The sequence below is a fragment of the Rhizobium sp. SSA_523 genome (assembly GCF_030435705.1).
Taxonomy (GTDB): Bacteria; Pseudomonadota; Alphaproteobacteria; order Rhizobiales; family Rhizobiaceae; genus Neorhizobium.
Genome location: NZ_CP129380.1, coordinates 201,087 through 227,819, shown reverse-complemented (window position 1 = coordinate 227,819; position 26,733 = coordinate 201,087). Strand labels below are relative to the sequence as shown.

23 protein-coding genes and 5 pseudogenes are annotated in these 26,733 nt (G+C 57.2%); 12 read left to right on the top strand and 16 right to left on the bottom strand.

The genetic code is table 11. The features are described 5' to 3' along the window. The first annotated feature begins 116 nt into the window (after window positions 1–116). From QTJ18_RS01410 to QTJ18_RS01390, 5 genes are all read left to right on the top strand, one after another. Entirely contained in the window at window positions 117–587 is a 471-nt protein-coding gene (locus QTJ18_RS01410; RefSeq protein WP_252755504.1) for a hypothetical protein, read from the top strand. A gap of 3 nt (window positions 588–590) precedes the next feature. Beyond that, window positions 591–848, top strand: a complete 258-nt coding sequence (locus QTJ18_RS01405) for a mobilization protein (protein WP_148169298.1) — start codon at window positions 591–593, stop codon at window positions 846–848. 128 nt (window positions 849–976) lie between these two features. Further along, a complete protein-coding gene (locus QTJ18_RS01400) occupies window positions 977–2,626 on the top strand; it encodes a type IV secretory system conjugative DNA transfer family protein (RefSeq protein ID WP_252755503.1) in 1,650 nt (549 codons plus the stop codon). A 146-nt stretch (window positions 2,627–2,772) separates the two neighbouring features. Beyond that, a complete protein-coding gene (locus QTJ18_RS01395) occupies window positions 2,773–3,783 on the top strand; it encodes an RcgR family putative quorum lactone hydrolase (RefSeq protein WP_252755502.1) in 1,011 nt (336 codons plus the stop codon). A gap of 184 nt (window positions 3,784–3,967) precedes the next feature. Continuing rightward, window positions 3,968–4,471 (top strand): helix-turn-helix domain-containing protein, encoded by a 504-nt coding sequence (locus tag QTJ18_RS01390; RefSeq protein WP_252755501.1) that lies wholly within the window; start codon window positions 3,968–3,970, stop codon window positions 4,469–4,471. A 164-nt stretch (window positions 4,472–4,635) separates the two neighbouring features. Here QTJ18_RS01390 and repC read toward each other — a convergent pair whose 3' ends face one another. The 5 genes from repC to QTJ18_RS01365 form a co-directional block, all read right to left on the bottom strand. Continuing rightward, window positions 4,636–5,874, bottom strand: a complete 1,239-nt coding sequence (gene repC / locus QTJ18_RS01385; protein ID WP_252755500.1) for a plasmid replication protein RepC — start codon at window positions 5,872–5,874, stop codon at window positions 4,636–4,638. Between the two features lie 160 nt (window positions 5,875–6,034). Continuing rightward, the gene (gene repB / locus QTJ18_RS01380) at window positions 6,035–7,015 is read right to left on the bottom strand and encodes a plasmid partitioning protein RepB (protein ID WP_142523864.1); all 981 of its coding nucleotides are present in this window, start codon (window positions 7,013–7,015) and stop codon (window positions 6,035–6,037) included. 71 nt (window positions 7,016–7,086) lie between these two features. Continuing rightward, the gene (gene repA / locus QTJ18_RS01375; protein WP_142523863.1) at window positions 7,087–8,277 is read right to left on the bottom strand and encodes a plasmid partitioning protein RepA; all 1,191 of its coding nucleotides are present in this window, start codon (window positions 8,275–8,277) and stop codon (window positions 7,087–7,089) included. A gap of 787 nt (window positions 8,278–9,064) precedes the next feature. After that, window positions 9,065–10,063 (bottom strand): DUF8626 domain-containing protein, encoded by a 999-nt coding sequence (locus QTJ18_RS01370; RefSeq protein WP_252755499.1) that lies wholly within the window; start codon window positions 10,061–10,063, stop codon window positions 9,065–9,067. After that, on the bottom strand, window positions 10,060–10,515 hold the full coding sequence (locus QTJ18_RS01365) for a DUF3846 domain-containing protein (RefSeq protein WP_252755498.1): 456 nt from the start codon (window positions 10,513–10,515) through the stop codon (window positions 10,060–10,062). Before QTJ18_RS01365 ends, QTJ18_RS01370 begins: the two co-directional genes overlap by 4 nt. Before the next feature lie 725 nt (window positions 10,516–11,240). On the opposite strand from QTJ18_RS01365, the gene QTJ18_RS01360 reads away from it, so the two are divergent. Continuing rightward, window positions 11,241–11,759, top strand: a complete 519-nt coding sequence (locus QTJ18_RS01360; RefSeq protein WP_174047072.1) for a helix-turn-helix domain-containing protein — start codon at window positions 11,241–11,243, stop codon at window positions 11,757–11,759. A 364-nt stretch (window positions 11,760–12,123) separates the two neighbouring features. Here QTJ18_RS01360 and QTJ18_RS01355 read toward each other — a convergent pair whose 3' ends face one another. After that, on the bottom strand, window positions 12,124–12,420 hold the full coding sequence (locus QTJ18_RS01355) for a hypothetical protein (protein WP_252755497.1): 297 nt from the start codon (window positions 12,418–12,420) through the stop codon (window positions 12,124–12,126). 224 nt (window positions 12,421–12,644) lie between these two features. Here QTJ18_RS01355 and QTJ18_RS01350 point away from each other — a divergent pair, with 224 nt between their 5' ends. Then, window positions 12,645–12,812: a hypothetical protein gene (locus QTJ18_RS01350; RefSeq protein ID WP_165222187.1), complete on the top strand. Its 168-nt coding sequence runs from the start codon at window positions 12,645–12,647 to the stop codon at window positions 12,810–12,812. 12 nt (window positions 12,813–12,824) lie between these two features. After that, window positions 12,825–13,457 (top strand): ATPase, encoded by a 633-nt coding sequence (locus QTJ18_RS01345; protein ID WP_152508047.1) that lies wholly within the window; start codon window positions 12,825–12,827, stop codon window positions 13,455–13,457. Between the two features lie 76 nt (window positions 13,458–13,533). Here the strand turns inward: QTJ18_RS01345 and QTJ18_RS01340 are convergent, their stop codons facing one another. From QTJ18_RS01340 to rnk, 8 genes and pseudogenes are all read right to left on the bottom strand, one after another. Beyond that, a complete protein-coding gene (locus QTJ18_RS01340) occupies window positions 13,534–13,698 on the bottom strand; it encodes a hypothetical protein (RefSeq protein WP_173014038.1) in 165 nt (54 codons plus the stop codon). Window positions 13,699–14,304: 606 nt separating this feature from the next. Beyond that, window positions 14,305–14,601, bottom strand: a complete 297-nt coding sequence (locus tag QTJ18_RS01335) for an I78 family peptidase inhibitor (protein ID WP_252755496.1) — start codon at window positions 14,599–14,601, stop codon at window positions 14,305–14,307. Between the two features lie 25 nt (window positions 14,602–14,626). Then, window positions 14,627–15,310, bottom strand: a complete 684-nt coding sequence (locus QTJ18_RS01330; protein WP_252755495.1) for an SOS response-associated peptidase — start codon at window positions 15,308–15,310, stop codon at window positions 14,627–14,629. 373 nt (window positions 15,311–15,683) lie between these two features. Continuing rightward, window positions 15,684–16,080 (bottom strand): annotated as a pseudogene (locus QTJ18_RS01325) (integrase core domain-containing protein); the annotation flags it as partial. Between the two features lie 158 nt (window positions 16,081–16,238). After that, the gene (locus tag QTJ18_RS01320) at window positions 16,239–17,711 is read right to left on the bottom strand and encodes a methyl-accepting chemotaxis protein (RefSeq protein WP_301557738.1); all 1,473 of its coding nucleotides are present in this window, start codon (window positions 17,709–17,711) and stop codon (window positions 16,239–16,241) included. 116 nt (window positions 17,712–17,827) lie between these two features. Then, complete coding sequence (locus QTJ18_RS01315) at window positions 17,828–18,127, bottom strand: hypothetical protein (RefSeq protein WP_252755589.1); 300 nt, start codon at window positions 18,125–18,127, stop codon at window positions 17,828–17,830. Between the two features lie 508 nt (window positions 18,128–18,635). After that, entirely contained in the window at window positions 18,636–19,175 is a 540-nt protein-coding gene (locus tag QTJ18_RS01310; RefSeq protein WP_252755590.1) for a GreA/GreB family elongation factor, read from the bottom strand. 139 nt (window positions 19,176–19,314) lie between these two features. Further along, complete coding sequence (gene rnk / locus QTJ18_RS01305) at window positions 19,315–19,734, bottom strand: nucleoside diphosphate kinase regulator (RefSeq protein ID WP_113460735.1); 420 nt, start codon at window positions 19,732–19,734, stop codon at window positions 19,315–19,317. A 609-nt stretch (window positions 19,735–20,343) separates the two neighbouring features. Here rnk and QTJ18_RS01300 point away from each other — a divergent pair. The 4 genes and pseudogenes from QTJ18_RS01300 to QTJ18_RS01285 all read left to right on the top strand — a co-directional run bounded on the left by QTJ18_RS01300 (window position 20,344) and on the right by QTJ18_RS01285 (window position 24,441). Beyond that, on the top strand, window positions 20,344–20,952 hold the full coding sequence (locus tag QTJ18_RS01300) for an integrase core domain-containing protein (protein WP_301557737.1): 609 nt from the start codon (window positions 20,344–20,346) through the stop codon (window positions 20,950–20,952). A gap of 569 nt (window positions 20,953–21,521) precedes the next feature. Continuing rightward, a pseudogene (locus tag QTJ18_RS01295) lies at window positions 21,522–21,626 on the top strand (IS481 family transposase); the annotation flags it as partial. Window positions 21,627–21,642: 16 nt separating this feature from the next. Next, a pseudogene (locus QTJ18_RS01290) lies at window positions 21,643–22,007 on the top strand (site-specific integrase); the annotation flags it as partial. A 526-nt stretch (window positions 22,008–22,533) separates the two neighbouring features. Further along, entirely contained in the window at window positions 22,534–24,441 is a 1,908-nt protein-coding gene (locus QTJ18_RS01285) for a putative bifunctional diguanylate cyclase/phosphodiesterase (RefSeq protein ID WP_252755592.1), read from the top strand. A gap of 365 nt (window positions 24,442–24,806) precedes the next feature. Here the strand turns inward: QTJ18_RS01285 and QTJ18_RS01280 are convergent. Continuing rightward, a pseudogene (locus tag QTJ18_RS01280) lies at window positions 24,807–25,397 on the bottom strand (methyl-accepting chemotaxis protein); the annotation flags it as partial. Next, window positions 25,381–26,589 (bottom strand): annotated as a pseudogene (gene istA / locus QTJ18_RS01275) (IS21 family transposase); the annotation flags it as partial. The pseudogenes QTJ18_RS01280 and istA, both read right to left, overlap by 17 nt. Window positions 26,590–26,733 lie beyond the last annotated feature (144 nt).

Here is a 26,733-nt window from a genome sequence, read left to right as displayed (position 1 = left end):
TCGCCTCGGTGTGACATCATTTGCCTATCGAGCACGGGCAAACGATCGCCTCGGTGTGACATCATTTGCCTATCGGGCTAGTATGGGTCAGTAGTTTTATCCTGGAGGAGCGAGTGGTGAACAAGACACCAGACCGCAGCTTGAACCCCAGCGCTGTCAAGCGTGCTCGAGAGAGCGCTCAGACACGGCCATGGCAATTGCTGATGCTGAGCAATGGCTCCCAGCCCATATCCTTCAGCGAGCAGACGGTATCATCGCTGACGCGCATACTGGACCTTCTCCCCCATCTGGACAGACTGACACTCAAGACAGAAGCGGGCGACGTCCATGTCAGCCGTGATTTTAGCGGCGACACAACGGGTGCGATCGACAGCCATATCGCAACCATCCTGACGGCGGATCCAGACATCAGTGGCATTGTGTTTGCAGGATCGGGAAAGAGTAGCGAACACGTCGCAACCCGCGATGACCCGCATTACCTGCCCGCGGGAAAGGAGTTTGCGATTGTCCGCGATGCACTAAAGGCCGGTCTTATCGACAGCGGTGAAGCGCTGCGCAAAACCAAAGCGATTTATAAGAAGGACTAGGTGATGGCTCGCAAATCCATCGAAGAACGCCTCGCTCAGCTTGATGCACAGCGATCTGCTCTCAAGGCAAGGCTCTCCAAGCAGGAGCGCGCCAACGATACCCGTCGCAAAGTTCTCCTCGGCGCCCTCGTCCTGCATCGGTTGGAGAACGCCAACGACCCGGAGTTTAGTGCGCGCCTGGCAGACTGGCTGCGACGCGAGCTGCCAGGCTTTCTCACCCGAGACAATGACAAGGTCTTGTTCGATGACATCCTGAAGTAACCGGCAGGCGCATTTTGCGCCCACAAAGCCAAATTCACGCCAAAAAGTTGAGTGAGGAATTCGGCTTCTGCAAAAAGGGGTTGCGCAGTTCACGGATTGCGCAAGTCGCGATTTAAGGAGCACGGCCGATGAGATTACTCAGAGCCTACAGCACCATGCTGCGTCTCGCTTTCGCCAATCCCGCTTGGGCGATCTCGGCAGCCTTGGCAAAAGCTTTTACGCCGACAGGTCTTAAAGTCCTGCTTGGCTATCTCGGCCTCGTCATCATCGGTGGGTTTTGGCTAAGCCTAAAAGCGCGGGAGCTAGGTTTTGAGCCTCAGACGCTGTCCTGGAGCATCCTGAACATTGTCTTCACACTGAGCATTCCGCTGGGCCTGCTGCTCTTGTGTGCCCCTCTTATCCTCATACACTTTGGCGACATCCAAACCGATACCCACGGCTCAGCGCGCTTCGCCACCGACAGGGAGGTCTCCCCTCTTGTCCAGACAGACAATGGGCTCCTGATCGGACGCGACGCAACAACAGGCAAGATGCTGCGCTATGCCGGTCCGAGCCATCTTCTCACTATGGCCCCGACACGCACCGGCAAAGGCGTGGGCACAATTATCCCGAACTTGCTGACTGCCGACCGCTCGATCGTCTGTATCGACCCAAAGGGCGAGAATGCAAAGATCGCGAACCGAGCCCGGGAGAGGTTTGGACCGGTTCACGTCCTTGATCCCTTCGGCGTGACAGGGATCCGCTCGTCTGCATTCAATCCGCTCGACACGCTGGACCCAGATGGCCTCGATGTCGCCGAAGATGCCAGCACGCTTGCCGATGCACTGGTCGTCGATGATCCCGGCATGACAGGAGAGGCCCATTGGAACGAAGAAGCCAAAGCGCTGATCTCAGGCCTGATCCTCAAGATCGTAAGTGTCGAACCCGCAGCACGACGCCACCTGGGCACGCTGCGTGAGTATCTGACGCTTCCGCCTGAGCGTTTCGCTGCCTTGCTCAAAGAGATGCAAGATATGAGCAATGCTGGCGGATTGATCGCGAGGGCAGCCAACCGCCACCTGGGCAAGTCCGATCGCGAAGCGGCAGGTGTTCTGTCGGCGGCGCAGCGACACACACATTTCCTTGACAGTCCCCGCATGAACCGCGTGCTCGATGAGAGCTACTTTTCGTTCGCAGATCTCAAGCGTCGCAACACCACGGTGTTCCTCGTCCTGCCGCCCGATCGCCTTTCGACCTATTCCCGCTGGCTACGTCTGCTTGTGACCCAAAGCCTCCTCGATATGGCGCGCACACCGGAGAAGCCAGACACCCCGGTACTGTACCTTCTGGATGAATTCGCAGCTCTTGGGCACTTAGCGTCCGTTGAGCGGGCCATGGGTCTCATGGCAGGATACGGCGTGCAACTGTGGCCCATCCTGCAGGACGTTCACCAATTGCGATCCACCTACGGGCAGAAAGCCGGGACATTCCTCTCAAATGCCGGTGTCCTTCAGGTATTCGGCGTCAACGACCACGACAGCGCGCGGCTCGTTTCAGATCTCCTCGGACAAGAGACCGTGGTGTTCCGAACGATGGCGCACGCTGTCGACTCTCAGCAGTCCGGGATTACCTACAGCCAGCACCATACCGCACGCCCTCTGCTGACCTCGGATGAAATTCGAACGCTGCCATCTCATGTGCAGTTGCTGTTCCTAGCGGGACGACGTCCGATCGCCGCGCACAAGCTAAGATATTACGCTGATGCGGAATTCCAGGGAACATTCGACATCGCATCATAAACGCGACCTTCAGCCGGGCCCGGGTGTTGCCGTCGTATTCCATAGGGATGAGCATGCCCGGTACTACCCGCAGCTCTGCCGTGGAGGATCCTCCATCCGCAATAACCCTATGAGGATTTTGCACCTGCGACGAACAGGAGAAAGTTATGTTTCGCTATCTCGCACGTCATCATGATCGCAAACACATCAAGCGGTCACTCCAACGTCAGGAACGAATCAGCAAAAGCGCTATCGGTTTCGCGCATGACACCTCCCTGGCATTCGCGGTCAATGAGCCAGTTGTAAAAGATGGCGATCACGACTTGGCCGTCACGACGCTCTGCGAAACCGAAGCGTTTTTCACACCCCTCTTGCCGGCTGAACCGATCTACCAAGATGCACACCGAGTCATTTTTGAATCGGACATCAAGACATCTGACGAGAAAAACAACGTCTTTGAGTGCGTTGTGACCGAGAGCGGAGCAAAAGACCATGCGCTTGTCGTGTTTCATCATTGGTACTCACGCAACCGCTATCCAGCGTTCTCCAGATATTTCGCCAAGAGGGGTATGACTGTCGTCGAGGCCACCTTGCCGTATCATTTCAGCCGGGGCTCAAACGATTGTTCGGAAGAACAATTTTTCAATGCCAGCATAGGCCGAACTGTTCGATCCATGAGGCAGGCGGTGTTGGACGGCCGAAAAATTGTCCGCTGGCTGAAAGGTCAGAGGTACCGCACGATTACCGTCGTAGGCATGTGTTTAGGTGGCACGGTTGCTGGGCTGGTGGCAGCTCAAGAAGAGATAGTCGATAAGGCCGTCTTGATGGTAACACCGCCAAGCCCTGCTGACCTGATTTGGACTTCAGAGACCATGCAACGTCTAAAAGGGCGGATTGAACCCTCCATGTCACTTGAAGATTTGAGGAAGGCGTGGACCCTGATTAATCTCGACATGCATACTTTCTGGCTCTCGCGTCCCGATCTAGAATTGCTGTTCGTGCAGGGGAGGTGCGATACGATTGCGCGCCCAGAGAGGGCGCACCACCTGATACACGACTTGACTAGCTTACGCGGACGGCCACCGGAGCTTCTGCAGCTCAATTGTGGACACTCCTCCATTGGGATGTTCCCCTACAACATCATCGCAGCCCGGAAGGTGCTGAGATTTCTGATATAGATACCCACCCTGAGGGAGCTTTGGAAAGTCCGCAAATTCCGCATCGAACCAAGCGGAGTGTGAGCCTGCCTCAAGTGGCAGTTGGCAGCATTGTACCGCCATGGTTGTTGAATGACAGTGCCATTTTGGAACTAAATGTGCGTGATATCCGCCCCAGGCGGACTTGGTGACTGAGGGAATACAGATGGTGCAAAATCTATCCAACTATATCAAATCAATGGAACTGGTTGAGACTACAGATCCAGATTTCCAGAGACCCTTGTACCGCAAGGAGGGATTCGACGGCATAGCCAGCTTCGGCGAGATCGACGCAAAACTGTCCGCATTCCTACAGTCCCAACGCTTAAAAACTAGTCTGACCCAGAGTGATTTCGCGACCCTGGCTGGTCTCGCTCGAGTGGTCTACAGCCGCTACGAACTGAACATTTCGCGACTGACCGTCTCTCGAATGATTCACCTTTCCGAGCTCCTTGGGTTCCTGCCGATGCAGATGATTCATGCCGCAGCACCTCATCTCTACGGTAAAAATCCTGAAGAGGCCGATGATCGGGTTGAACTCTTCAGACTCATTCATGACCTCCCGCATGACACCATACGCAGTTTGATCGGTATAGTTGGCCAACTGACGCCTAAGGATGTTCTTGAAGCTCGGCAAAAAGCGGAAGCGGAGGCCGAAGCAAAAAGCTGAGGCCGAACGCCAACGACTGACTAGAAAAGCGGCGAGAGTCAGCAGGAAAGGCCGTCCCCCCGGCCGGCCACCAGGTCGAAAATCATCCAAGGTCGATACCCCGACAGACGATTGAAGAACGGAAAGGGCCGTCAAGTGATGGCCATTTAGGAACGCGTCGTCCCTCACCCCGTTTTCCGATCGCTGTTCGCATTTGCACGCATCAGCGACATCAGCATCGGTCCCAGTCCGAACTCCCCTCCCCTCGCCCGGCGCGTGAGATCGCGGAGATATCCACCTGCCGAATTGATATGCCCTGCCCTCTCCAATATTGCAGCCATGGCAACCGCCGCGTTCTCCGGCCCCATCACCTCGCAAGCCTCCTGGTAAGCCGACGGGCTAACACCAAGCATTGATCGTACCACCACCGCGGCGCCCATCAGGTCGCGCCAATGGGAGATCGCGCCGCCGGGCCCGTAGTCCGAAATCTGCGGGCAGGCTTTCAGGACCATCGACAGCGGGAACGCCTTCATCTGTTCCGGCTTTGCCAACGGCTGAGCAACCGCTTTGGGTGCTACTTCCAGCTCGACGGCTCCGCCCTGCTCTTTTCCAGAGCTAGGTTCAAATTCATAGATGGATTCGGGTTTTGAATTCTGTATGTGGCAGCCATTTTGAACAGCATTGCCGTTCATATTTTGAGAATCTAACTGATTTTCCAGAAGGTTGAGGATTTCGGTGCGCAAAAGCTGCATCTCGTCGAGGATTGCCTCCACCTGGTGACGGTCAGGATTGCGGGGAAGTCGGCTGACAATGCCGACATACATGTCTTCGATGGCTTCCCAGTCGCCGTCGGCCCCCTCCTCCATCGCTGCTGAAATCAGCTTGCGCACATCACGCCGGCAGATAGTAAGTGCCTCTTTGGCTCGCCTGAACTGCAGGCGTTGGGCAGCGACTTCCTGTGCCAGGATTGCAAGTTCCGCAGCACGAGCCAAAAGTGGAGAAAGATCGAACCCAAAGGCTTGCTCGATATCGCCACCCTTGTCCCGGTGAGCGTAGCGCTTGCCGTTCGGACTATCCTTGCGCTGGATGAGCCCGGCTTCGACCAAGGCAGCCAAATGCCGCCGCAAGGTCGTTCCGGTAATGCCGTGCGCTCTGACAGACAGCTGGGCATTGGATGGAAAGACCACCAATCCACTATCGCAGTTGAGCTCGCTCTCTGGATAAAACGTCAGCAATGCGTCCAGCACAGTCAGCGCCCTGTCCTGGAGGCCAAGGCGTTCACGGGCCTCACAGGCGTCGCGAAACACTTTCCATTTTTCGACCGGGCGGTTTGGTTTCGTCTCGCACGTCTGGAGCTGCCTCTTTACAAGAGCAAGCACAGCCGGCCGCCGCCCAAAGGGCGTCGTCACATTTCCTGTCTGCATATTCCTTCACCTTTCTTCAGGCAAAAGAAATCCGCTCACCAAAACGATGCCAAAGACTCTTGACTGGGATTCATGGAAATGCGATTCTCATTCTTGCTTAGGGAATACGAGAAGGGCTTCCACGACTTCGGTCGTTTGGGGGCCTTTTTCTTTTTGCCGATTACTCTCCTTGTTGATCCAATTTGTTCCGGTAGGCTTGGTACAAGTCTCCCAGGCTGTCAGCGATGAAATCCCCGAAGCCCGCGGCATCCCGCGCTTTTAGGGCGAAGGTGTACGTTTTTGCGTCCGCCTTGATATAGGCTGATACGGCTTTGTCTTCTGACGACCACTTTTGGGTCCGAATCGCCTTAGGACTGCCCTGCTTCCCGACTGCCTTCAAGAAAGCCAGTAATGCATTGAAACGGTCGTCGCCGCCGTTTGCTTTGAAGTCGGCGGTCTCAATGAAGTGCAGTGCTTTCTCAAGAGTCGATGGACGCTCTAACAGGTTCTTGAGTTCGTACCAGCGATCCCTCCCGATGCCCTTGGCTGCACCGACGGCATCAAGCACCAGTTTGGGAATCGTCGAGACGGCCAGCATCTTCGAGAGCGTGGCCCGGTCTATAGACAAGGCGGAAAGCACAATCGCGTTGTCGCCATCGAACTGACGACGAGCAATCTCTGCAGCGAAGATTGCCTTCTCGATAAACGACAGGTTCGCCCGTGCGGAGTTCTCTTGACCCTGGGCGACCAGGTGATCGCTGTCTTTAAGATCTTTGACGACCGCACGCACTTTTCGTTCGAGCGCCTTGGCCGCACGAAGGCGTCTGTGCCCGAATACCACCATGTACCGCCCCGTGGCTGACGGGTGCGGCCGCACAAGGATAGGAGTGTCCTGCCCGCGATCTCGAATTGCTGACAGGAGCTCGTCGAAATCTGCCGGGTCGTCTTCGAGGCGGTCCCGAATGAACGAATCGTCGATTATAGCGGGATCCAGCTCGACAACAGTCTCTCCTTCTAGAAAGCGATCTGCTTGCGCGGCCATCTCGTCTAGAGAATGGATAAGCGACTTCGAGGCACCCTTGTTCGTATATTCGAGGATAGCCTTGGAGTTATCCGGCGCTTCCTCGCTCATGACGTTCATAAATGGGTTCTTCCGCGCCATCTTGTTATCCTCGGATCGTTAAGCGGTTGATTCGATAAAGAACCTTCTGGATTTTGACGGCGGTCAACACGTTACATTCTCCCCCATGCTCGATGGATAAGCCCCTGAATTTCGAAATTCACGGCATCCATACACTCGATGGCGCGGTCGTAAGTCCCCCGGGTAAAGTTAGATCGTTCTAACTCGTAAAGACTCCGCTTGGTCAATCCGGCGTCAGAGATCGCAGTCGTCTTTACCATCGGCGTCTTCAAAATTTCCTCGGCGAGCATTGATTGCATGAAGCCAAGCATTTGAACCTGAGGCACGTCTTGCGGCTCAAAACGGGTGATCAGGTAGCGTAGCCAGTCAAGCCTTACGTCAGCACCAGCCGCCTTGATGGTCTTCGTGATGTTGCCGAGCATCAGCAAAAACTGGCTCATGGACATCAAATCCAGCATTTGTGGGTGGACGGTAATCAGAACCGATGTTGAGGCGGTGAGGGCAGTCAACGAGAGATATCCTAGCTGCGGCGGACAATCGATGACCACAACATCGTAACGATCATCGACGTCCATGAGGGCCTTGCCAAGTCGAGTAAAAAACCGCTTCCCCTCGCTGCCGGCCTGCATCGCGAGCGGGGTATCGTATTCGTACTCCTGCAGCTCGAGATTCGCCGGGATGATGTCGAGGCCAGGGAAATTGGTTGGTAAGATCACATCAGCAATCGGCTTCCGCTCGTCGTATCGGATCGTATCGTAGAGCGACGGGTTTTGATCGAGTTCGGGCTGAAAGCCATGCAAAGCCGAAAGCGAAGCCTGCGGATCGAGGTCGATGGCAAGAACTCGATGGCCCGTAAGCGCAAGATGCTGGGCTAGGTGGGCAGCAGTCGTCGTTTTGCCGCTACCGCCCTTGAAGTTCACGACGGCAATGACCTGAAGCTTGTCGCCCGGCTTGCGCTGTGGGAGGTATCTCTTGGCTTCGCTCTTCCCCGTTTCCGCGAGGTACTGCCGCAGCTCCAACATCTGCTCAGCTGTGTAGTACTTCCTATTCCCCGACATTGTGGTCGGGACCGGTCCCTTACCGTCCAAATAAAGCCGTTTCAGATTGCTTGGCGTAACGCCGAGGTAGTGGGCGACCTCACCCACAGAAAACTGCCGCAAGGTTTTCTTCGCGCTCGGCGGGAAATTCTCCAGCCGCAGCTGGTTGAGCCTGCGAGAGATTTCCGCACCTTGCATCAGTATCTTGTCGTCAAATTCGAACGAAGGAAGTGAGAACGCGTTCATAGAGTCGTTGACCATTCTGTCGGTAAAATTACCGAAACTGAGGATATGCCGTCATTATCCCCGATTCTCTGATTCCAGCAAGGAAAATTAAGTTAACAAAACCTTAAGGCCCATGAGGGGTCAAAGACGCGATGTTTTGGCGACGCGCGGACAGCGAGTGAAGCATTTCGCCATCGGTTGACTGCCGTCAAAACTCTTAATTCTGTAGTGACGACAACAAGTTACGCACTATAGATGCTACCCACCCGCGCACGGGCTAACTACGGTCGCTGGGATCGCCAAGAAGACTGCCGCCCATGGTCGGTGTTTGCTGTTCCATTCGACGAGCGCAGCGGAAATATGCCGCCGTTAGCACTGACTTCGTTGACATCGCGGCCGCTTGATGGGGCAGGGGAGTTCCGGCACTGAGACCCTTGCCATCTTTTCGAAACCTTTGGAGTGGCGCAGACCGCGCCGGCCAGAGTATAGGGCCGAACCACCCCTCCTGCTCGATCTGCCAGGTTTCACCGCTACAGTAGACTGAGCAGGAAGAGAGCCCTAGGGGAGGGGGCGAGCTCCCATCGAGCGACCCGCGCCCGCTGGATTGGCAGGGATCGCAATCGTCTGTACGGCGACTAGGCCTTCAGAACCAGCCCCGTAAAACCACTAAAATGCTGTCAGCGCACCAAAGGTAGGCTTCCTCCAGTCGGCGGCACTGCCGCCGAACATGGCGTCGCCTCGGCCGGAAAACTCCATGACTGCAAAAATCTGCTCATTCATGTGGGGATCCTCTGTTCTCCGGGGCTGATCAAGCGGCGCTGTCGCCGCTGATCGATCTCAAGACGCATTTGGCCGCATAGCGTCCGGCCTCGTTCAAGTTGCGCTGCCAAGCCCCCTGCGCAGGGGACCAGCGGAACCCGTGAGATTTCAGGGTGCGCCGCGTCTGTTCGTCCGGCTTGCCGGGAAACAGCAACTGAATGCGGGCCATGTCGGTATTTTCCTTGACCGTGACGGCTCCTGCCTCCGTCTCGACGTCCTCGGCGCGGTCGCCGCGCTTCTTCATCGCAGCAAGCGATGCAAGGCGGGTTTGCATGCGGCGCAGTTCGGCGCGGGTGTTGGTGGTGGAAAAGCCGCGTCGGTTCTGCCACGGGGCAAGGGTAACGCCACGCGATGCCCTCTCCTCGTCCATGCCGGTTTCGGCCACCACACGGGCCAGAATGTCGGCTTCGCTCGCCTGATCCTTCTCCATCCGGCGAATGATGACATTCGCCCGTTTCATCCGGTCGATGGACAGTGCCAGGTCTTCGATCCGCGAGGCGATGCGCTGCATGGCTGCCGGATCGCCGGAGCGGATCGGCTCGTCATCGGTCCCGTGGGGAAACGCCTTGCGCTTCACTGCTTTTTTCGCAGTCGCGATATGGGCTGAGATGTCAGCACGGCGGGCGTCTGAAACTCGCATCCGCTTTTCATTGCGGGCGACGGGAAAACGGGCAGGTCCGGTGATAAACCAGTTCATGTAACGGCCTTCCGCTGCCCAATACTTGGCGGTGATCTCGACATGACGGCGGGCAAAGGCCTCCAATTCAGCGTCCGGCAGGGGCAGTTTTGCTTGCTCCCACAGCTCTACCATGTAGGCGGCAAAGCCGTTCAGGCGCTCTGCCAGCCATTCCAGTTCGGAAAGGGTGCGCCGCTCCGGAAAATGAGTAAGGGCATGGAAGCTATGTTCGATGTCCTTTGCCGCGATGGTCGCGGCAAAGGTTCCGGCGAGAATGGACAGGGTGCGGTCCTCGACAACAGCGATGATCATCGGACTACCCCCGCCATGACGGTTGGGTGAATGCGGGTGATGCGGGTCTGGAACCCGATCAAAGCGCCGCCCAGAACGACCCCATTGGGGGAATGCTCGTCTGCCTTGGCAAAGACCGGATCAAGAACCGGCTTGCAGACGTTCAGGCGGGCCGCTGCTTCCTCAATGCTGATCTGCGGCGGTAGGACATGCGAGCCGTCCAGACTGGCAAGAACCATCTTTCCAGCCAATGGCTGCGGGTAGCCATCAAAGACAGTGAAAGCGGTCAAGCCGTCCCGCAAACCCTCCTCATCGACGATAAGAACGTGGTTCGTGTCGAATGGCACCACCTCGACAAGCTGGCATCCAATCAGCCCGTAGGTCTGAGAGAACGCGCTTGGCGCGGCGACCTCTGCGGCTTGAATGGTCCCGGCTTCCGGGTCCAGCAGATAAACAGTTGCGGTTGTGGTCATAGTCTAGCCCTTTCTCCTATTCCGCGAAGCGGTCTTCTCATGCCCCTCGTGGGCAGGAGCCCCGCTCCTGCTCCCGAGCTCGCGCGGAGCAGCGGGGGAGAGGGTGGCAAGGGGATAAAAACGGAGGGGGTTCTCCCGCCCGAGGCAAAGCCGAAGGGGCGCCGCGTTAGCGGCGATCCTGCACGAAAGCGCGGCCTTAAGGCTGCGCGAAGGAAGGACGGGGAGACCGTTTTTTCCCCTTGTGAGGGAGAGGGGGCGGCGCTCCTCTTTCCCTCATCGATGAGATTGACAGGACGCCTCCGGCGTCACTGCTTCATGGTGACGTAGACCGTACAAATCATCCAGATGCTGGTCACTGTGAAGAGCTTTAGGAGAGCGGAGAGGCCGCCCCGATCAGGCGGGACGGCCTCCGTAGGCACATGACAGATAAGGGCTAGAGATCTGCCATGACCTGACCTGATCAGCCGGCAATATGGGTCGATCGGGCGAGGCTGTAAATGTTCCGAACCAATTTTTGCCCAAGATGCATGTGATTGAAGGCGAAGCCGCAGCGCAACCGATCGTCACCCGAATGGGCGGAGACAGCGGCCGCTGGCTCCGTGCAGAAGGCATAGAGCGGGGTCGCCAAGCGATGCGCCAAAGCAGCTATCCAGGGTAGACTTTCGAGGCACCATCTTTGATTGTCCCGGAGGAACAACGATGAAATTCCAGTATGGTTGGCGGCAATGGCAGGTTTCGGACTTGAGCAGTGGGTGAGTGATCTCGGACTTGAACGCGTTGACGACCCCAGCAGAGATCATTCGATCTATCGCAAACGGCTCGACGGAAAGATCATCGACCTCAAGGAACTGGATCTGCTTGTCGCGCGAAGGCTGCGTGACCTGCGAACCGATCGACAACTTGCGCAAGCCAAAGTCGCGACTCTCCTGGGCGTAAAGGAGGCAACCTACGCCCGCTATGAAAACGCCTCATCCTTGATGACCGTCGGACGCCTGCTCCACGTATTCGAGGTCCTCGATATTACTCCGGAAGAGTTCTTCGATCCTTTCATCAAAGAACGCCCCCCTCAATCCGAAGGCAACTCACAGGAAGCAGAGAGAAACAAGCTGATGGAAGAAACGGTGGGCCACCTGCAGAAGCTCGACGAAACGGCCTTGAAGATGGTGCATGACCTTGTGCTTGCCATGGAGCCCCGGACGATCGAGAAGCAGAAAGGGAATGGCGCGGCGAAAGCCGCGCCATAACTTGCACTCAATGGGTTGGCTCTGCTTTCCGCCGCGCGCCGGCCGCCATTGGCGAATAGCCGGCGCTCATGCGGCGTCCTTCCCCCCGTCTGGCGAAGCCATCGCTCGGATCGATCGGCGCCAGTCCGAGATCCGAGAAGGACAATGAAGAACATCGGAGCTTTCAGCATAGCGCCGCCCCTCCTTCAGGGGCGGGAAAGCGGGAATTCTCGACACGGTTTTGACGGAAGAAGGGAAGCCGCAGGAGGCTTAGCATAGCGCCGCGAAGCGGAAGCCGGGACCGACTCCCCCCGGCAAAACCGTTCCGCATCACCAGGCCAAAAGCAATGTCTAACCATCGGATGTGTGCCGGACCTGACTGCATTCAGTGAAGCGTCGGGGCAGGGTCCGACAGGAGCTTCACCGCGTTCTTCACGACCTTGCGAAGCTTTCGCCAATCAGGAAGGTCGCCTTCATTGACGCGTTCCTCGATCGCCGTCAGGATCCAGCCAACGCAGGCGATATCTTCGACAGCGCGGTATTTATCCGAGCGATGGAAGCAAGCGACAATACGAGGCCGGGCGCCTTCGTCGGTTTTGGGGATCTGCGCAACCAGGTCCTGCGCTTCGCGATAAGCATTGACTACTCTCTTACGTTCATCAGGACCGGCTTGCGTGATCATTCCGACAGTCCAAACCAGCGTTTTCGAAAGATCGACTACTTCGTCTATCATGGCGTGATCATCCTTCCCGTTGCAACGGATTCAGAAGGGTACCATCCTCTTACTAGACGCGCAAAGAGCAGATCTGCAGCTTTTGATCGCGTCGCTTGACGCCTTCATCTGGGAAAGTCCTGATTTGCCGACGGGCTCGTTCTGCGCTATATTCTTTCCTTAGGAGACCGCAAATGCTCTTGAAGAAGTTTGACGAGAACAAGGAAGCCCTGAAGCAGATCGGCCGCGAAGCGATTGCCGAGAGCCGTCGCTTGGGACTGCCGATCTCCGCTCGTGACCTCCAGAATGAGGCCGAGGATCAGGCAACATTTGAGCAGAGAAAGCGCATTTCTGCCGCCTGAGGTCGTCACTCTTTGTCCCAGCCAACCTGTATCGTTCTCGGCGGTCCCAACGGATCGGGCAAGTCATCGGCGTATGCCAAGCTGCAGCTCGACGGTGCTTGGGTCAACGCTGATGAGATTGCCAAACAGCTCACAGGATCCAGGGATGGCCGGGCAGCCGCCATGGCAGCGGGGAGGGCGGCTCTCATGAAGATCCGTGAGATGATCGAGACCCGGCAGTCGTTCGTCTTTGAGACCACCTTGAGCAGCCAACAGTCAATCAATCTGATGAGCCGAGCCCAGGCGACTGGGTACTATGTCGGCCTCTACTACGTCGCCCTGGATTCAGTTGAACTCAACATCGAACGTGTTCAGCGTCGGGTAGAGAAGGGCGGCCACGACATTCCGGAAGACATCATCCGACGGCGCCATGAAGGATCGCTGCGGATGCTGTCTAGCGCCCTCAGATACGCTGATGAGGCGCTGCTGATAGACAACAGCGGTATCGAGCCCCGGGAGATTTTCCGCGTCTGTGCTGGCGTGATCGTCGGGTCTGACGTTGATCGTCGCAATCCGCTGCACAGGCTTTTCGAAGGTCGGGTTATGGAAGCCTATGACGTCGTAAGGGTAGGGGAGACGTACCGTCTTCGAACCGCGATCGAGTAGGGGCTGGTGCCCTGGATGAAGGGTACCGTGTAACAGCGCAATAATACCCAACGCGCCGGCATTGGAAAGAGCCGCCCTAGTGGGGCGGCTCGGCGCTGATCAGCGCATCGAATGCGGCCTCTTCTTCGGCAAGCTTCGCTTTGGCCGCCGCCAGCTCGGCTGCGATCTGCTGACGCTCGGCCTGGTCGATGGACGCTGCAAGCTCGGCGCGCAGTTCGTTGATGTGGTCGTAAGTGGTCATCGTCAGCTCCTTTGAATGAAAACAAAGGTGCGGGACCGACAAGGGAGGGTTTGGGTCAGTGACCGCCGGAGGGGGCCTGCGGGGCGGGGGGGAGCCGATTTCGTAGTGCAGCGGCGAAATTGGGGGGACCGCGCATCATTGACGCGAACCCTCGCTTGTCGGTGTAATTGGATGATGTTGAGAGAGAATATACCTCTCCGTATGGCACCATCCTGTCCGGAACCAGTTGCACAACCCGTCGTTTTGGCGACGGAGGTTTCGGATGGCAGACCAAAGCAAGTTTTTCAGGCAGCTCGCTTCGAGTGACATGGTGCGCAAGGCAGCGCAGAGGCATGAGAGGCTTCAGCCGATACCGGACGACGATCGGATCCAGTCGCTACTTGAGCGGCTGTCTGAAGCCGAAAAGCGTTCGTCGACAAGCAGCGCGCAGGACCAGAATGCGCAGTGATCAGCTTGCAGGCCGCCGATCGGTTCACCATATAGAATCTTGATTGACACAGCGGGTCCTCCCAGCCGCCGCGTCGATCGTTCCCCTCTGGAGGCTTAGACCTTCACACCTCAAGGGCCGCGGCTTCCGCTGGCCCTTTTTCTTTGGCGACAGATAAATCAGCCGCAGGTGGCCCGAGTGACCAGTCCCGTGGCGGGATCAGTCTCGATCGTCACCCGATCCTCTCTGAAGTCCTGGGTTACCATGTCGCCGGGTTGGATCTGGCGAACAGTCTTTGCGCCAATCAGCTGCATCGCCTCGGCGTCTGTCGGCTTTTCCTTGCCGACCAACCCTTGCGCGGCTTCCGCTTTGCACGGACCTGCTGCCGAGGATGAAGCTCCATCCGCACTGCAACCAGATGAGGCCAAAGCCACACAGGCGGCGACCATAGGGAAGGAATAGAACGGCGACTTCATCGGGAACCTCCTTGCTCTGAAGCTCCTACAAGGAGTTCAGGATTGGCTTTTTCGTGTCGCTGCCATCATAGCGAGATGAGTTCACCTCCCGGCCGACACGGTAAAACTCGAGCTGGCTGTCGATCTGGTTTTCAAGGAGGAAAGCTTTCGCTTCAGCACCCTGAACACAGGCATCCAACCAGGTCTCATAGGCCGATGGATCCAGCATAACGGGCATTCGCGTATGAATGTGCGCAATGTGGTCGACGGCTGGCGCTGTGATGATCGTGCAGCTGGTGACGCCTAGCTTGTCGTTATGCGCCCATAGTCCGGCGAACGAGAAAGGCTTCCCCTCGGGGAGTTGCAACAGCCATGGATCTTTCTTGCCGTCCTCTTCGCTTGTGGTCCATTCGAAATAGCCATCAGCCGGGATGAGGCAGCGCTTCGACTTGAAGGGTTCGCGGAATGCCCCTGAAGAGTCAACGGTCTCGATCCTCGCATTGAACATTGCGGCCTTCGGCAACTCCTTGGCGAAGAACGGCACGAGCCACCAGCGCCCGCAGTCGATTTCGAGGTCACCGGCTTTGTCCTTGTGGGCGAAATGGACGTTCTGTGTCGGCGCGATGTTGTAGCGCGCCGGCATGTTCGACGGAGGCGGGGCCTCAGCGTGGATATTGTAAAGGGCGTGGATTTCGGCCCAGGTCATCGTATTCGTGAGGCGGCCACACATGCCACTGTCCCTTGCTGCTGATATCGACGCCGACGGCGTTGTAGCACATACAGCTATAACGCTTGGTGCCCACAATTGCGGTGAGAGGAGCAAATTTCAATGGGTGAAGCATGGACCATAGAGGTTCAAGAGCTGGCCTCATGAGTGGCCAGATTTAATTTAATCCACATCCATATACGGGCTTCAGGTTAAGTGGAGAAAGGGCTCAACCCGCAAATGTGAAAGTCAATTTTCTCTTTTATATCAATACGTTAGTAAAAATCGCATAAGCTAAATTATGGAACTTCGACACCGTCGAGAAGCACGTTGATTTCGCCATACTCCGAGAAGTCGACTCGATCCTGTGGGTGACTGACCTGCCACTGAACTTCCATCCAGCAGCGATTAGTGCCTCGGCAGTTGGATACGCCAAGTGGCGCCGTGGGAGCAACCGGTGGAAACGTCTAGCTTTCACATTGCGCAGTGTGAGAACGGGTTGCGGCGATGGTCCGGCTTAGGCAGCCAGGGTCTGACATTCGAGCGACGAATGCGGACGAAACGTGTTGTAGTCCTCCGCCCATTCGGCAATCGTGCTGCGGGCAGGATCAAGACGCAAGAAAAGGCCTTGGTGGAGCACTCATCGCGCATGCGGTCGTTGAAAATCTCGACATGGCCGTTTGCATAGACTCGTCCGGCGCGATGCAGTGCCATACGACATTGTGGTCTTTAGACCAAGCCAGGATCGCAAAAGACGTGAGTTCAGCGCCATTGTTGGAGACGATCATGCTGGGTTGCCGAGCCTCAGCCTCGACCTGATCTATTTCGTCCGCAGCGAGGGCCAGCAGTGGCTGTAAGTGACGTCAGAGGCGAAACGGACCCCTGAAACGAAAACGGGGCCACGATGATCGTGACCCCAAGTCTTTCGTGCGGACCCCGGCTTCGCTTGCGGTCAAGCCGCGCGACGGGTTCCAGAACCCGTCTTCAATCCGGTCTTGAACTGCGCCATCAGGTGATCCAGCGTGGTGGCCTCTTGGACGAGTTGTTGGATCGCAGCGCTTGACTCCTCAACCATCGCAGCATTCCTCTGCGTGTTCTTGTCGATGTGTCCGACGGCCTGATCGATCTCGGCCAGACCCTCTGCCTGTCTCTTGGCACCGTCGATAATCTTGCAGATCTCGCGGCTGATCGCCTGAACCTCGCCCGCGATCGTGCTCAAAGCCTCGCCAGCCTGGTCGACCAGCGACACCCCGTTTCGCACTTCTTGTCCGGACGCGTTGATAAGGGTCTTGATCTCTTTCGCGGCACTGGCGGATCGTTGAGCGAGTTCGCGGACCTCCTGTGCGACGACAGCGAAGCCCTTACCAGCCTCACCGGCACGCGCCGCTTCGACGCCGGCGTTCAGCGCCAGAAGATTGGTCTGGAAGGCAATCTCGTCGATGACGCCGATGATGTTTGAAATCGACTGCGACGACTGCTCGATACGGCTCATGGCAGAGACCGCGTCGGTTACGATCGTGCCGGATCGTTCCGCGCCCGTCCTCGCTTGGTTAACCAGCTTTCCGACCGAATCCGCAACAGACGCGGTTTCCTTCACGGTGGCCATCACGCTGGATAGCGCGCTTGCGGTTTCCTCGACCGACGCGGCCTGACGCTCGCTGCGAGCCGAGAGATCGTTGTTGGCCCGGCCGATCTGGCCCGTACCGTTGCGCAGAACTGAAGCCACCTGACCGACCTGAGAAACGACCACTTCGAGCTTCTGCACCGACGTGTTGAAGGACGTGCGCAACTCATCAAGCGGGCCAGAGAAGACGCTGTCGATGCGATAGGAGAGGTCCCCCTCCGCCAGCTTTTGCAGCGATTTGGCCAGTTCGGAAACGGCGTAGTCCACTGCCTCGGCTTCGCGCGCCTTTTCCGCTTCCCGATTGCGGCGGTCGGCCTCTGCAGCGGCATCGGTTCGCTTGACGTGATCGGCCATCTCCACGGCCTCGCGCTCGGCGGCAACCGCGTCGGCAACAGCCTGGTCGGACACATCGAATGCCTTGACGACAGCCGAGGTCAGAGCAATCAGGACGACGCTCTGGACGATCAGCACCACCGCATGCAGGACGACACGGGAGAAGTCTGAATCCCCCGGGAAGACCGCCAGCGGCATCGCAACATACAGAAGCAGATGGTGGACAGCGACGAGCGCGGCGTAGCCTATAATCGCCCTCCAATCGATCCAGGCGGCACAGATCGCCAGACTCGCGAAGAAATACATGTGGGTGTCGATCTGGAGCGGGGACCCCTGAAAGGCGAAGACGAGGATGGCCACTGTCGCCGCATTCGCCATTGAGGTCACCATCCGGGTGGTCGCGCCGGTCCGATCCCTTGTCCACAAGAGTGTGGCCGGCACCAACAGGGCGAGAGTGGCCAGGATCATGGTCCAGTCGACACCCTGCTCGCGGACGAGATTGCGGATAACGATCAGCGCAAAGTTGATCCAGAGCAGTCCGACGATGCCGTAGGAGATCCTGTCTCTGAGCTTCTTCAGTTCATTCATGTGCTCATTCCTTGCAGGCAACCAAGCGCCAGATCATGGTTGATGACGAGCAAAGCGCCCGCATCGAGAAGCCGCTCCGGAAAATCCGGAGCCTGCGAATAAGCGACCGACATCCAGGGGACGCTTCCAGCCCAGACAAACGCACCGTCAGCCCGGTCGATGACTGCCATCGAACCCGCCGCATGTGCTGCTGGTGAGGTTACAACGAGGACGAAGGGGCCGGACGGCCTTGCCGCTATGACAGCGACAACCGCAACCGCCAGCGAGAAGTAGACAGTGGGAATGAGTGACTTCATGGTGCCTACGTATGTTCGCGGTCGAGCGCTCAGGAAGCGCTCTCCCCGGCGTGTTCTCAGAACATCAGCTAAATCATATACATCTCTAAAATATAATTAACTGAAGGGCGAAACCCCCTCATTTTATGAGTAATTCCGGCCTGGCATAAGTCAATCAAAGCCCTCTGCGTCATCAGATGAAGCGAGGGGCTGATCAACCAACCAACCTTATTGTCTCACAAAACACTTGGCCACCAGACCGATTGCGATATGCCGTAGTCAATTCATTGCTGAGGACGACAAGACAGGTGTCAGGGACCATGGAGCAACGACTATATCGCGGTTCGCTTCTGGGAGACGCACTCGGCGCACAAAGCGAGCAGCACGAGGCCAATTCTCGGGAGGATTCACATTTCGATCAGCGAGAAACAACAGTGCTGAGCGTTCTCGGGGGTGGGCGAGTTACCGACACACCTCGGATGCGCACCTCGATCTCGGCGCGCATCCGGGAGAAGCTTACGGCTAGACGTCAGGCTGCTGATGGTCCCGGATCATCAAATCCGCCAGCCACAACGGAACTCATGCAGCGATGCCTATCAAGTCCGCCAGATATGACGCGCAGCATTGGTTTTCGCCCAGCCGTAAGCTCTTCTTGACCTAGCGCCTCTCGTTCACGCCGCGACGCTTCTGGCTGATACTCTACCTTTTCGAGCACAATCTTCTCCGTGACGCCGTTCATATTGACCAATGACATCGCCTGACCTTCGCGCAGTCCAAGAAGCGCCAGACCACGAAGCGTCGTGATGGGCAGGAACATGCCCACCGGCCCATGAGTCTGTCCGGTTGAGATAACACGCGTATCACTCTCGCCAGCTGCGACGCGGAAGCGTACCCGGCTGTTGATGCTTGCAATGTCACCCGGCAGGTCTTCTCGGAATACGACGATGGCCTTCTTCATCTTGTTCCGGATCAGGGGCATCAGCAGGCCAGTTTGGTCATGGTGGCGGTCACGCAGGACCTCCAGGATGGTGAAATCCTTGGTCGTCAGGATGATATTGTCGTTCGACATTTCGCAGTTCTCCGTCGCTCACCTTTGAGCGAATACATCGACAAGAATGGGAGATCCCCTGCGCGCATTCCGCGCAGGGTTGACTATCCTGCGATTAGGGAGCCTCCATTGATGGAGAGACGACGGAGCGCGTGAGCCATCATGCCACCTTGCTTGCTGCAAGGTTCTCCACGTGCTCGACATGAAGACGATGCACACGGCCGTCGCGTGCGACCCAGTCGATGGACTGGCCGGCAGAGAGACCAATGAGCGCAGCGCCAATTGGTGTGAGGATGGAAATCCTGCCAGCGGCAATATCGGCTTCTCCAGGAAACACGAGTGTCACCGTACGATCCTCGCCAAGATCACTGGTAAAGCGGACAGTCGATCCCATACGCACGACATTGGAGGCAATCTTGTAATTTTGCACGACGCGCGCACGATCGAGCTCGACCATAAGCTCCTCGGAGACTTCTGGATTGCGCAAAGCATGAGCTTCTGCGAGCCGCAAAAGCCTCTCGTAGTCTGTTTTTGTCAGGACGATCGCAGGCTTGCGATGACGCTTCGTGTCAGTGACCATAGTCTTGTTTCCTGTAAACAAGCGCAGCCGGGCGTTTGCCGCACAGCCGTAATTTAGATTATTGATGAATTATGCTTTGACGCCTGCTCCCGCTATGGGGGACGCGACCTATGCCCCACGACCTGGTCGTGACGCAACCGGGTCGGGGGTTACCTGCCTGCGATCAGGCACATCCGTTTGCGGATGATATGGTAGCAATTTGTCAGCATATCCCTAAGATGGGCGCAACGGATTCCGAAGTCAGGCAATGCCAGCAGTTCGCCCCAGAAACAGGCAAATAGTCGCTATCCGTAGGGTCGAGCCAAGCAGCAGGTGGCGCGCAGCTTTCTGATTCGATTGCTGAGGTTGCTATTCGTGACACATACCTATAGGCTCACTGAGTGGGCCAAGACCTCCCAGTTGACGGCATCCCCAGGCGCGTCAGTCGCTTCCTAGCCACGGTATCTGCCGTGGCGTTTTTTTGTTCGGGCCATCTCACGCTACAGCCAGAAATCCGGCTTAAGCCCCACCATAAAACGGCCTGTGCGCTATTCGTTCACGCAGATGGTCTGCCCCCTGAAAAGTGATCCTTCTTGAAGTATGGCTATTGAGCCGAGGAAGGACATTGAAATGGCAGGGAAAAGACACAAGGCAGAAGAGATCGTCACGAAGCTCCGTCAGGTTGACGTGTTGAATGCGCATGGAAAATCGATGGCGGAGGCGATCCGGTCGATAGGCGTGACGGAAGTTACATACTACCGGTGGCGGTCTGAATACGGCGGCTTGAAGGGTGACCAGGTGAAGCGGTTGAGAGACCTGTTGACCGGCCATGACCACCGCCGACGGCGCGCTGCGCTACGCATGGCTACGCGCGCCGCCGGCTATGTTAGAGCAAGATTCCCGATGTGCTACGGGCCGGAGTTCATCGCCAAGGCATTGCGGGAATGGATCGCGGCGGTGGGTGCCAAGACCGCCTACATCATGCCGGGCAGTCCGTGGGAAAACGGCTATTGCGAGAGCTTCAATTCGAAGCTCCGTGACGAACTGCTCAACGGTGAAATCTTCTACACGCTCAAGGAGGCAAAGATCGTCATCGAAAACTGGCGACGTCACTACAACACCGTGCGGCCGCACTCATCGCTGGGCTACAGGCCACCGTCTCCCGAAGCCTCTGTTTGGCCTCGCCAAAACGGACCGGCATCAACGCCAGCGGTGGCCAGCAGGCCAAGCATGCACTAACATTCCAACCGGATCACCCCATGGGGGCAGGCCAGGTTCCCGATGAGACGGATTTTAACCCTGATTTTGCACAGGTTTTCCGGCGCACCCTTGGCGGCGTGCGCCGGAATATCAGTGGTTGTGCCGCGGCGGCGTCTTCGAAATCTGACGGAATTCGTCCGCGTCCCTGATGGTCGCGCCGTCGGCGAGCTGGGTCACCGTCTGGCGATAGAGCCGCTGCCAGGGCGTCGGCTCGTACCAGGAAGCCGACGGCCTCAGGACGTGCTGGCGCCTGGCAAGCTGGTTCCAGGCATCGCGAGCACAGATCGCCTGACGGACAGGCGGCGATTCTCAGGCAAACGCTAACACGGCCTGCCATTTTCGCCGCGTGTATCAATCCAATGAGCCCGGTCCATTTGCAACACTTCGCGATCGGGAAACTCGCGGTTCCGTCGCCAGCTACTGCAATAAAGGTACTCCTCACTGACCACATCGAATGACCAGGCTGCCTGATCTGAGCATTCTAGCGCCCGTCGCTACCCTTCCTCTAGGCGCAGCAAACGAGCAGCATCGTCCCTAAGCCGTTTCAGCGCAATGACAACGTGCCCTTTCGTTGCAATTCTTTAGAGATGGCTTGCGCTGATCTCGATATCCAGCATTGGCTGACCAAACCCCGTCATCCCCGGACCAACGGTTAGATACAGGTCTTCTGCCCTGCTCTCCCTTTCCATTCATCTCGGTCGCACTAGGACCAGCGGCGTCGACAGTGGTGAAGTGGTCTATCTCAGCGGTGATCGGTCGATGCCCTGAGGGCTCGACTGAGGGCTGCGAAAATCGACGAAGACAGTGTCTTCAGGGCTGTTGATCGGTGGAGGAATGTTTCGCGTCGGCAGCTGGACCCCAAGGCGATCAATGACGCCCTCAAGCGGCGCGCCGAATTAGCTGGTTCAAGTCCGGGGGAATTTTTCCGCAATGACGTACGCTCTGGTTATCTGACCGAAGCGGCGAACTGCGGCATTCCTCTCCTTGAGGCCCTGGAGCAGTCGCGGCATCGATCCGTTCAGCGGGAGTCATAATACTACAACCACGCCCCACGAAGCATAGGGCGTGGTACCAGGCTAATCGAATAGCGACCTCCAGGCACGGCTTACCAGATGAGTAAATTGCAAGACCGCATCGCCGAACGATTGGCGGCCCTCGACCGTTCGCAGCTGGCTGGCCTCGATCTAGACAAGCGGGAAAAGTTCATAAAGACGGCAATTGGTCTGCTCTACGCCTGCGGCTGGCGGGCAGCCGAGCCCAAGGCAGTCGTCACCATGACAGATGACTGCAACAGAAGCGACGTGGCAGACGCCTCTATCATTCTATTAGACTGTTCTTATTTTCCCACTAAGATGCATAGGCGTGGGAAATTTAGCGCTGCTCCACACTGGCATGCCGTAAACCTGTTTTAAATCTCACTGATATATAACCCGACAATGACAAGAAGTCGGGCCATGCTGCGAGTGTACCTTTGACGGCAGACAATAAACGGGGCAAATCTATGCGTTTATCTCCATCAAAGCGTGAAGTCTCTGGATCGGACGAAAACAAATTCTCTCGATGAAAATCGCCAGTCTCCTCAATCAGCTCGGGATATCCATCGACCCGGCACGACAGCAGGCAATGGTGGATGCCTATATCCCCATCCTGCGACCAATCCTGATGCCCGCCTGCGGCTACTATCTCTTCGTCACCTGGGAGCACTGGCAGACGCAGACCGGCCCTATTCTGGTCGCGTTCTCCCTCATCAGTACGACGACGGCTCTCGGCTTTTACCTGTTTAACAAGCTTCTAGCAAACAACCGGACAATGTCCCTGGCCAAGCTCGAATTGCATAACCTGGCCATGCATCTGTTCATGTACCTCAACCTCGTTAGCTACCTGCTCGTCTACAATGAGGAGACGCGCTACATATACTTCGTGTTGCTCGCCTTCATTTTTGCAATCACCGGCGCCACGACACGCACGGTCATGATCAGCGTTCCCCTGACATTGGCCACCCTTTACTGGTTCTCCACATCTCTCCCTAAGGACCTCTACGCGGAGTATGTTTCCATTGTCGTTGCGACTGCCTTCGCTTCGGTGAGCATGACGGGGTTGCTCAGGCATGCGATCATTCGCCAAATCGACGCACGATTGCTGGCCGATGATCTAACGATCAAGGCGCGGGCCATAGCGGATGCCGATATGCTGACCGGGATCCCGAACAGACGCGCCATCTTCGAAAAGATCGACCGGCTGATCGAGGAGCGTACGCCATTCTGGCTTGGCATATTCGATCTCGACGGCTTCAAGGGCATCAACGATGTGTACGGCCACTCGATGGGCGACCGCCTGTTGCGCGCCTGCGTCGCGCGGGCTACGGAGCTACATTTCGAAGGGGCTATGATTGGCCGGATCGGTGGTGACGAGTTTGCCGTCGTCCTGATCGGCAACATCAAGGAATCGGAGGTCAGGGCGCTTGCAACCAGTTGGCTAAAGGCGATCACCGCCCCCTATATCATCGATAACCAGGAACTATCGGTCGGAGCTTCCGCGGGCTTCTCGCATTATCCAAACCTGGGAACGGCGAGCACACAGCTATACGAGCAGGCCGACTTCGCTCTTTACAAAGCTAAAGCCCGGTTCCGCGGCCAGTGCATCATTTTCGATACCACCGACAGCAAGGTGATGGAGGACGCGATCGCCATTGAACGGGAATTGCGCGAAGGCGACCTCGAGCAGGAGCTATTCCTGCTGTTCCAGCCACAATACTCGCCAACCAGACAGCGTGTCGTCAGCTTTGAAGCACTTGCCCGCTGGCAAAATCCAAGGCTCGGACTTGTCCGTCCAGACGATTTCATCCGCGTCGCCGAACGCTCTGGCTTCATTCAGAAGGTCACCGCCATCCTGTTCCGCAAGGGCCTGACAGAGTTGAAAAATTGGCCAGACGACATCAGTCTGTCCTTCAACCTGTCAGCACGGGACATTTCGGACCAGACCTTCGTTCTCTGGCTGCTCAGTCACATCATGAAGGAAGAAGTTTCGCCGAGCCGTCTGGAGTTCGAGATCACCGAAACTGCGGTAATGTCTGATCTGACGACGTCCAGCACTGTTCTCGCCAGGTTGAGAAGCAGCGGCTGCCGGGTGGCACTCGATGATTTCGGATCTGGCTATTCGAGCTTCCAGTACCTCGATCAGCTTCCGCTCGACAAGGTCAAGATCGACAGAAGCTTCATCCGCAAGGTCGGCCACAGCCTCACATCGCGCGAAATCGTTGCCGCGATCATTGCCCTATGCACCAAGCTCAACTTGCGCTGCGTGCTCGAAGGCGTCGAGACTGCAGAGGAGATGGCCGTGCTTGCGCCCCTCAAACCGGATCTCGTTCAAGGATACCTCTATGGCCGGCCGATGATCGCTGAGGATGCACGACAGCTTCTACAGAAACAGGATTCGGAGAATTTTGAAACCGCGAGTCAGGCTCAATAATTTCGAACTTGCTGCGGACAATACTCGAGGGCTATCTCAAATTGGCGTTCATCCTTTCACCACTTGCCCACCGCAGTGTCCCTTCCTTGATGACTACCTGTTCTGAACCTCCATCCAGCAGCGTTTCCTGCCTCGGCGGTGTGATATCCTAAGTAGCGCGATGGGCGCAATCGGTGGAAACGCGTAGTCCTCACATTTGAGCAGTCTGGAACCGGTCGTGGTTATGGTCCCGGCATTGGCAAGAGACTGGTATCCGAACCTCGAGTGTGAGTGACGTCAGAGGCGGGACGGAACCCTGAAACGAAAACGGGGCCACGATGATCGTGACCCCAAGTCTTTCGTGCGGACCCCGGCTTCGCTTGCGGTCAAGCCGCGCGACGGGTTCCAGAACCCGTCTTCAATCCGGTCTTGAACTGCGCCATTAGGTGATCCAGCGTGGTGGCCTTTTGGACGAGTTGTTGGATCGCAGCGCTTGACTCCTCAACCATCGCAGCATTCCTCTGCGTGTTCTTGTCGATGTGTCCGACGGCCTGATCGATCTCGGCCAGACCCTCTGCCTGTCTCTTGGCACCGTCGATAATCTTGCAGATCTCGCGGCTGATCGCCTGAACCTCGCCCGCGATCGTGCTCAAAGCCTCGCCAGCCTGGTCGACCAGCGACACCCCGTTTCGCACTTCTTGTCCGGACGCGTTGATAAGGGTCTTGATCTCTTTCACGGCACTGGCGGATCGTTGAGCGAGTTCGCGGACCTCCTGTGCGACGACAGCGAAGCCCTTACCAGCCTCACCGGCACGCGCCGCTTCGACGCCGGCGTTCAGCGCCAGAAGATTGGTCTGGAAGGCAATCTCATCGATGACGCCGATGATGTTTGAAATGGACTGCGACGACTGCTCAATACGGCTCATGGCAGATACCGCGTCAGTGACGATGGTGCCGGAACGCTCCGCGCCTGACCTTGCCTAGAGCACCGGGCTTACGCTGCACCACCGCCAGATAGTGACGCCAGTCATAGATGGTCTGTCCTGGCCGATCATGGGAGCCATCGATGACGCGACGGTGCTCGCAGACGATCTGGCCTTCTGCCGCGACGACAACCCGATCCGGGTAGACCCGGAGGCTTACCGGGCGATTGGCGAAGGATGCCGGAACGCTGTAGCGATTGCGCTCCAGATGCACGAGGCAGGTAGGCGTGACCCGTTTCGTATATTCGACGAACCCGTCGAACGGCCTGGAGAGCGGCATGAGAGCTGGGACTTCCTCGGCCCATATGTCGGCAATAGTGCCACGCATCTGACCGTGGGGCGTCTTGGCCCAGAACTACTTGCAACGCTGCTCGAGCCAGTCGTTCAGGGCCTCCAGTGATGGAAAGCGTGGGATCGGTTGAAAGAAGCGATGACGCGCATCCTGTACGTTCTTCTCTACCTGTCCCTTCTCCCAGCCGGAAGCCGGATTGCAGAACTCGGGCTCGAACACATAATGGCTGGCCATCGCCATGAAGCGGACGTTGAGGTCGCGCTCCTTGCCACGACCGACCTTGTCGATCGCCGTGCGCATGTTGTCGTATATGCCGCGACCAGGAATGCCACCGAAGACACGGAAGGCATGGTTATGGGCATCGAACAGCATCTCGTGCGTCTGCAGGAGGTATGACCGGACGATGAAGGCCCTGGAGTAGCTCAGCTTCGTGTGGGCGATCTGCAGCTTGGTGCGCTCATTGCCAATGATCGCCCAATCTTCCGACCAGTCGAACTGGAAGGCCTCGCCTGGTTCGAACGCCAAGGGCACAAATGTCCCGCGGCCCGTCGTCTGCAATTCCCTCTGACGATCATCGCGCCATTCCCGCGCAAAGGCAGCCACACGATTGTACGACCCCTCGTAGCCGAGGCTGACAAGATCAGCGTGTAGCTGCTTCATCGTCCGCTTCTGCTTGCGGCCTTTCTTAGACTCCGTCTTCAGCCAGGCCGATAGACGATCTGCAAACGGATCAAGCTTGCTCGGCCTCTCCGGCACGTTGAACTTCGGCTCCACGTCGCCGGCGCGCAGATATTTGCGGATGGTATTCCGGGACAAGCCGGTCCTGCGGCAAATCTCCCGGATCGATAGATGCTCTCGAAAATGCCAGCGTCGGATTACGCTCAGTAACGCCATGTCGATCACTCCAGAGCCCCCGCTGAAAACATGCGAGGGACGGTTGAAACATGGGTCAATTCTCAATGGAAATATCGGGCTGCGCCGGGTCAGCTCTCAGTGGAAATCAACACTAGGCGCACGTTATGGACTTCGTAGTCTCCG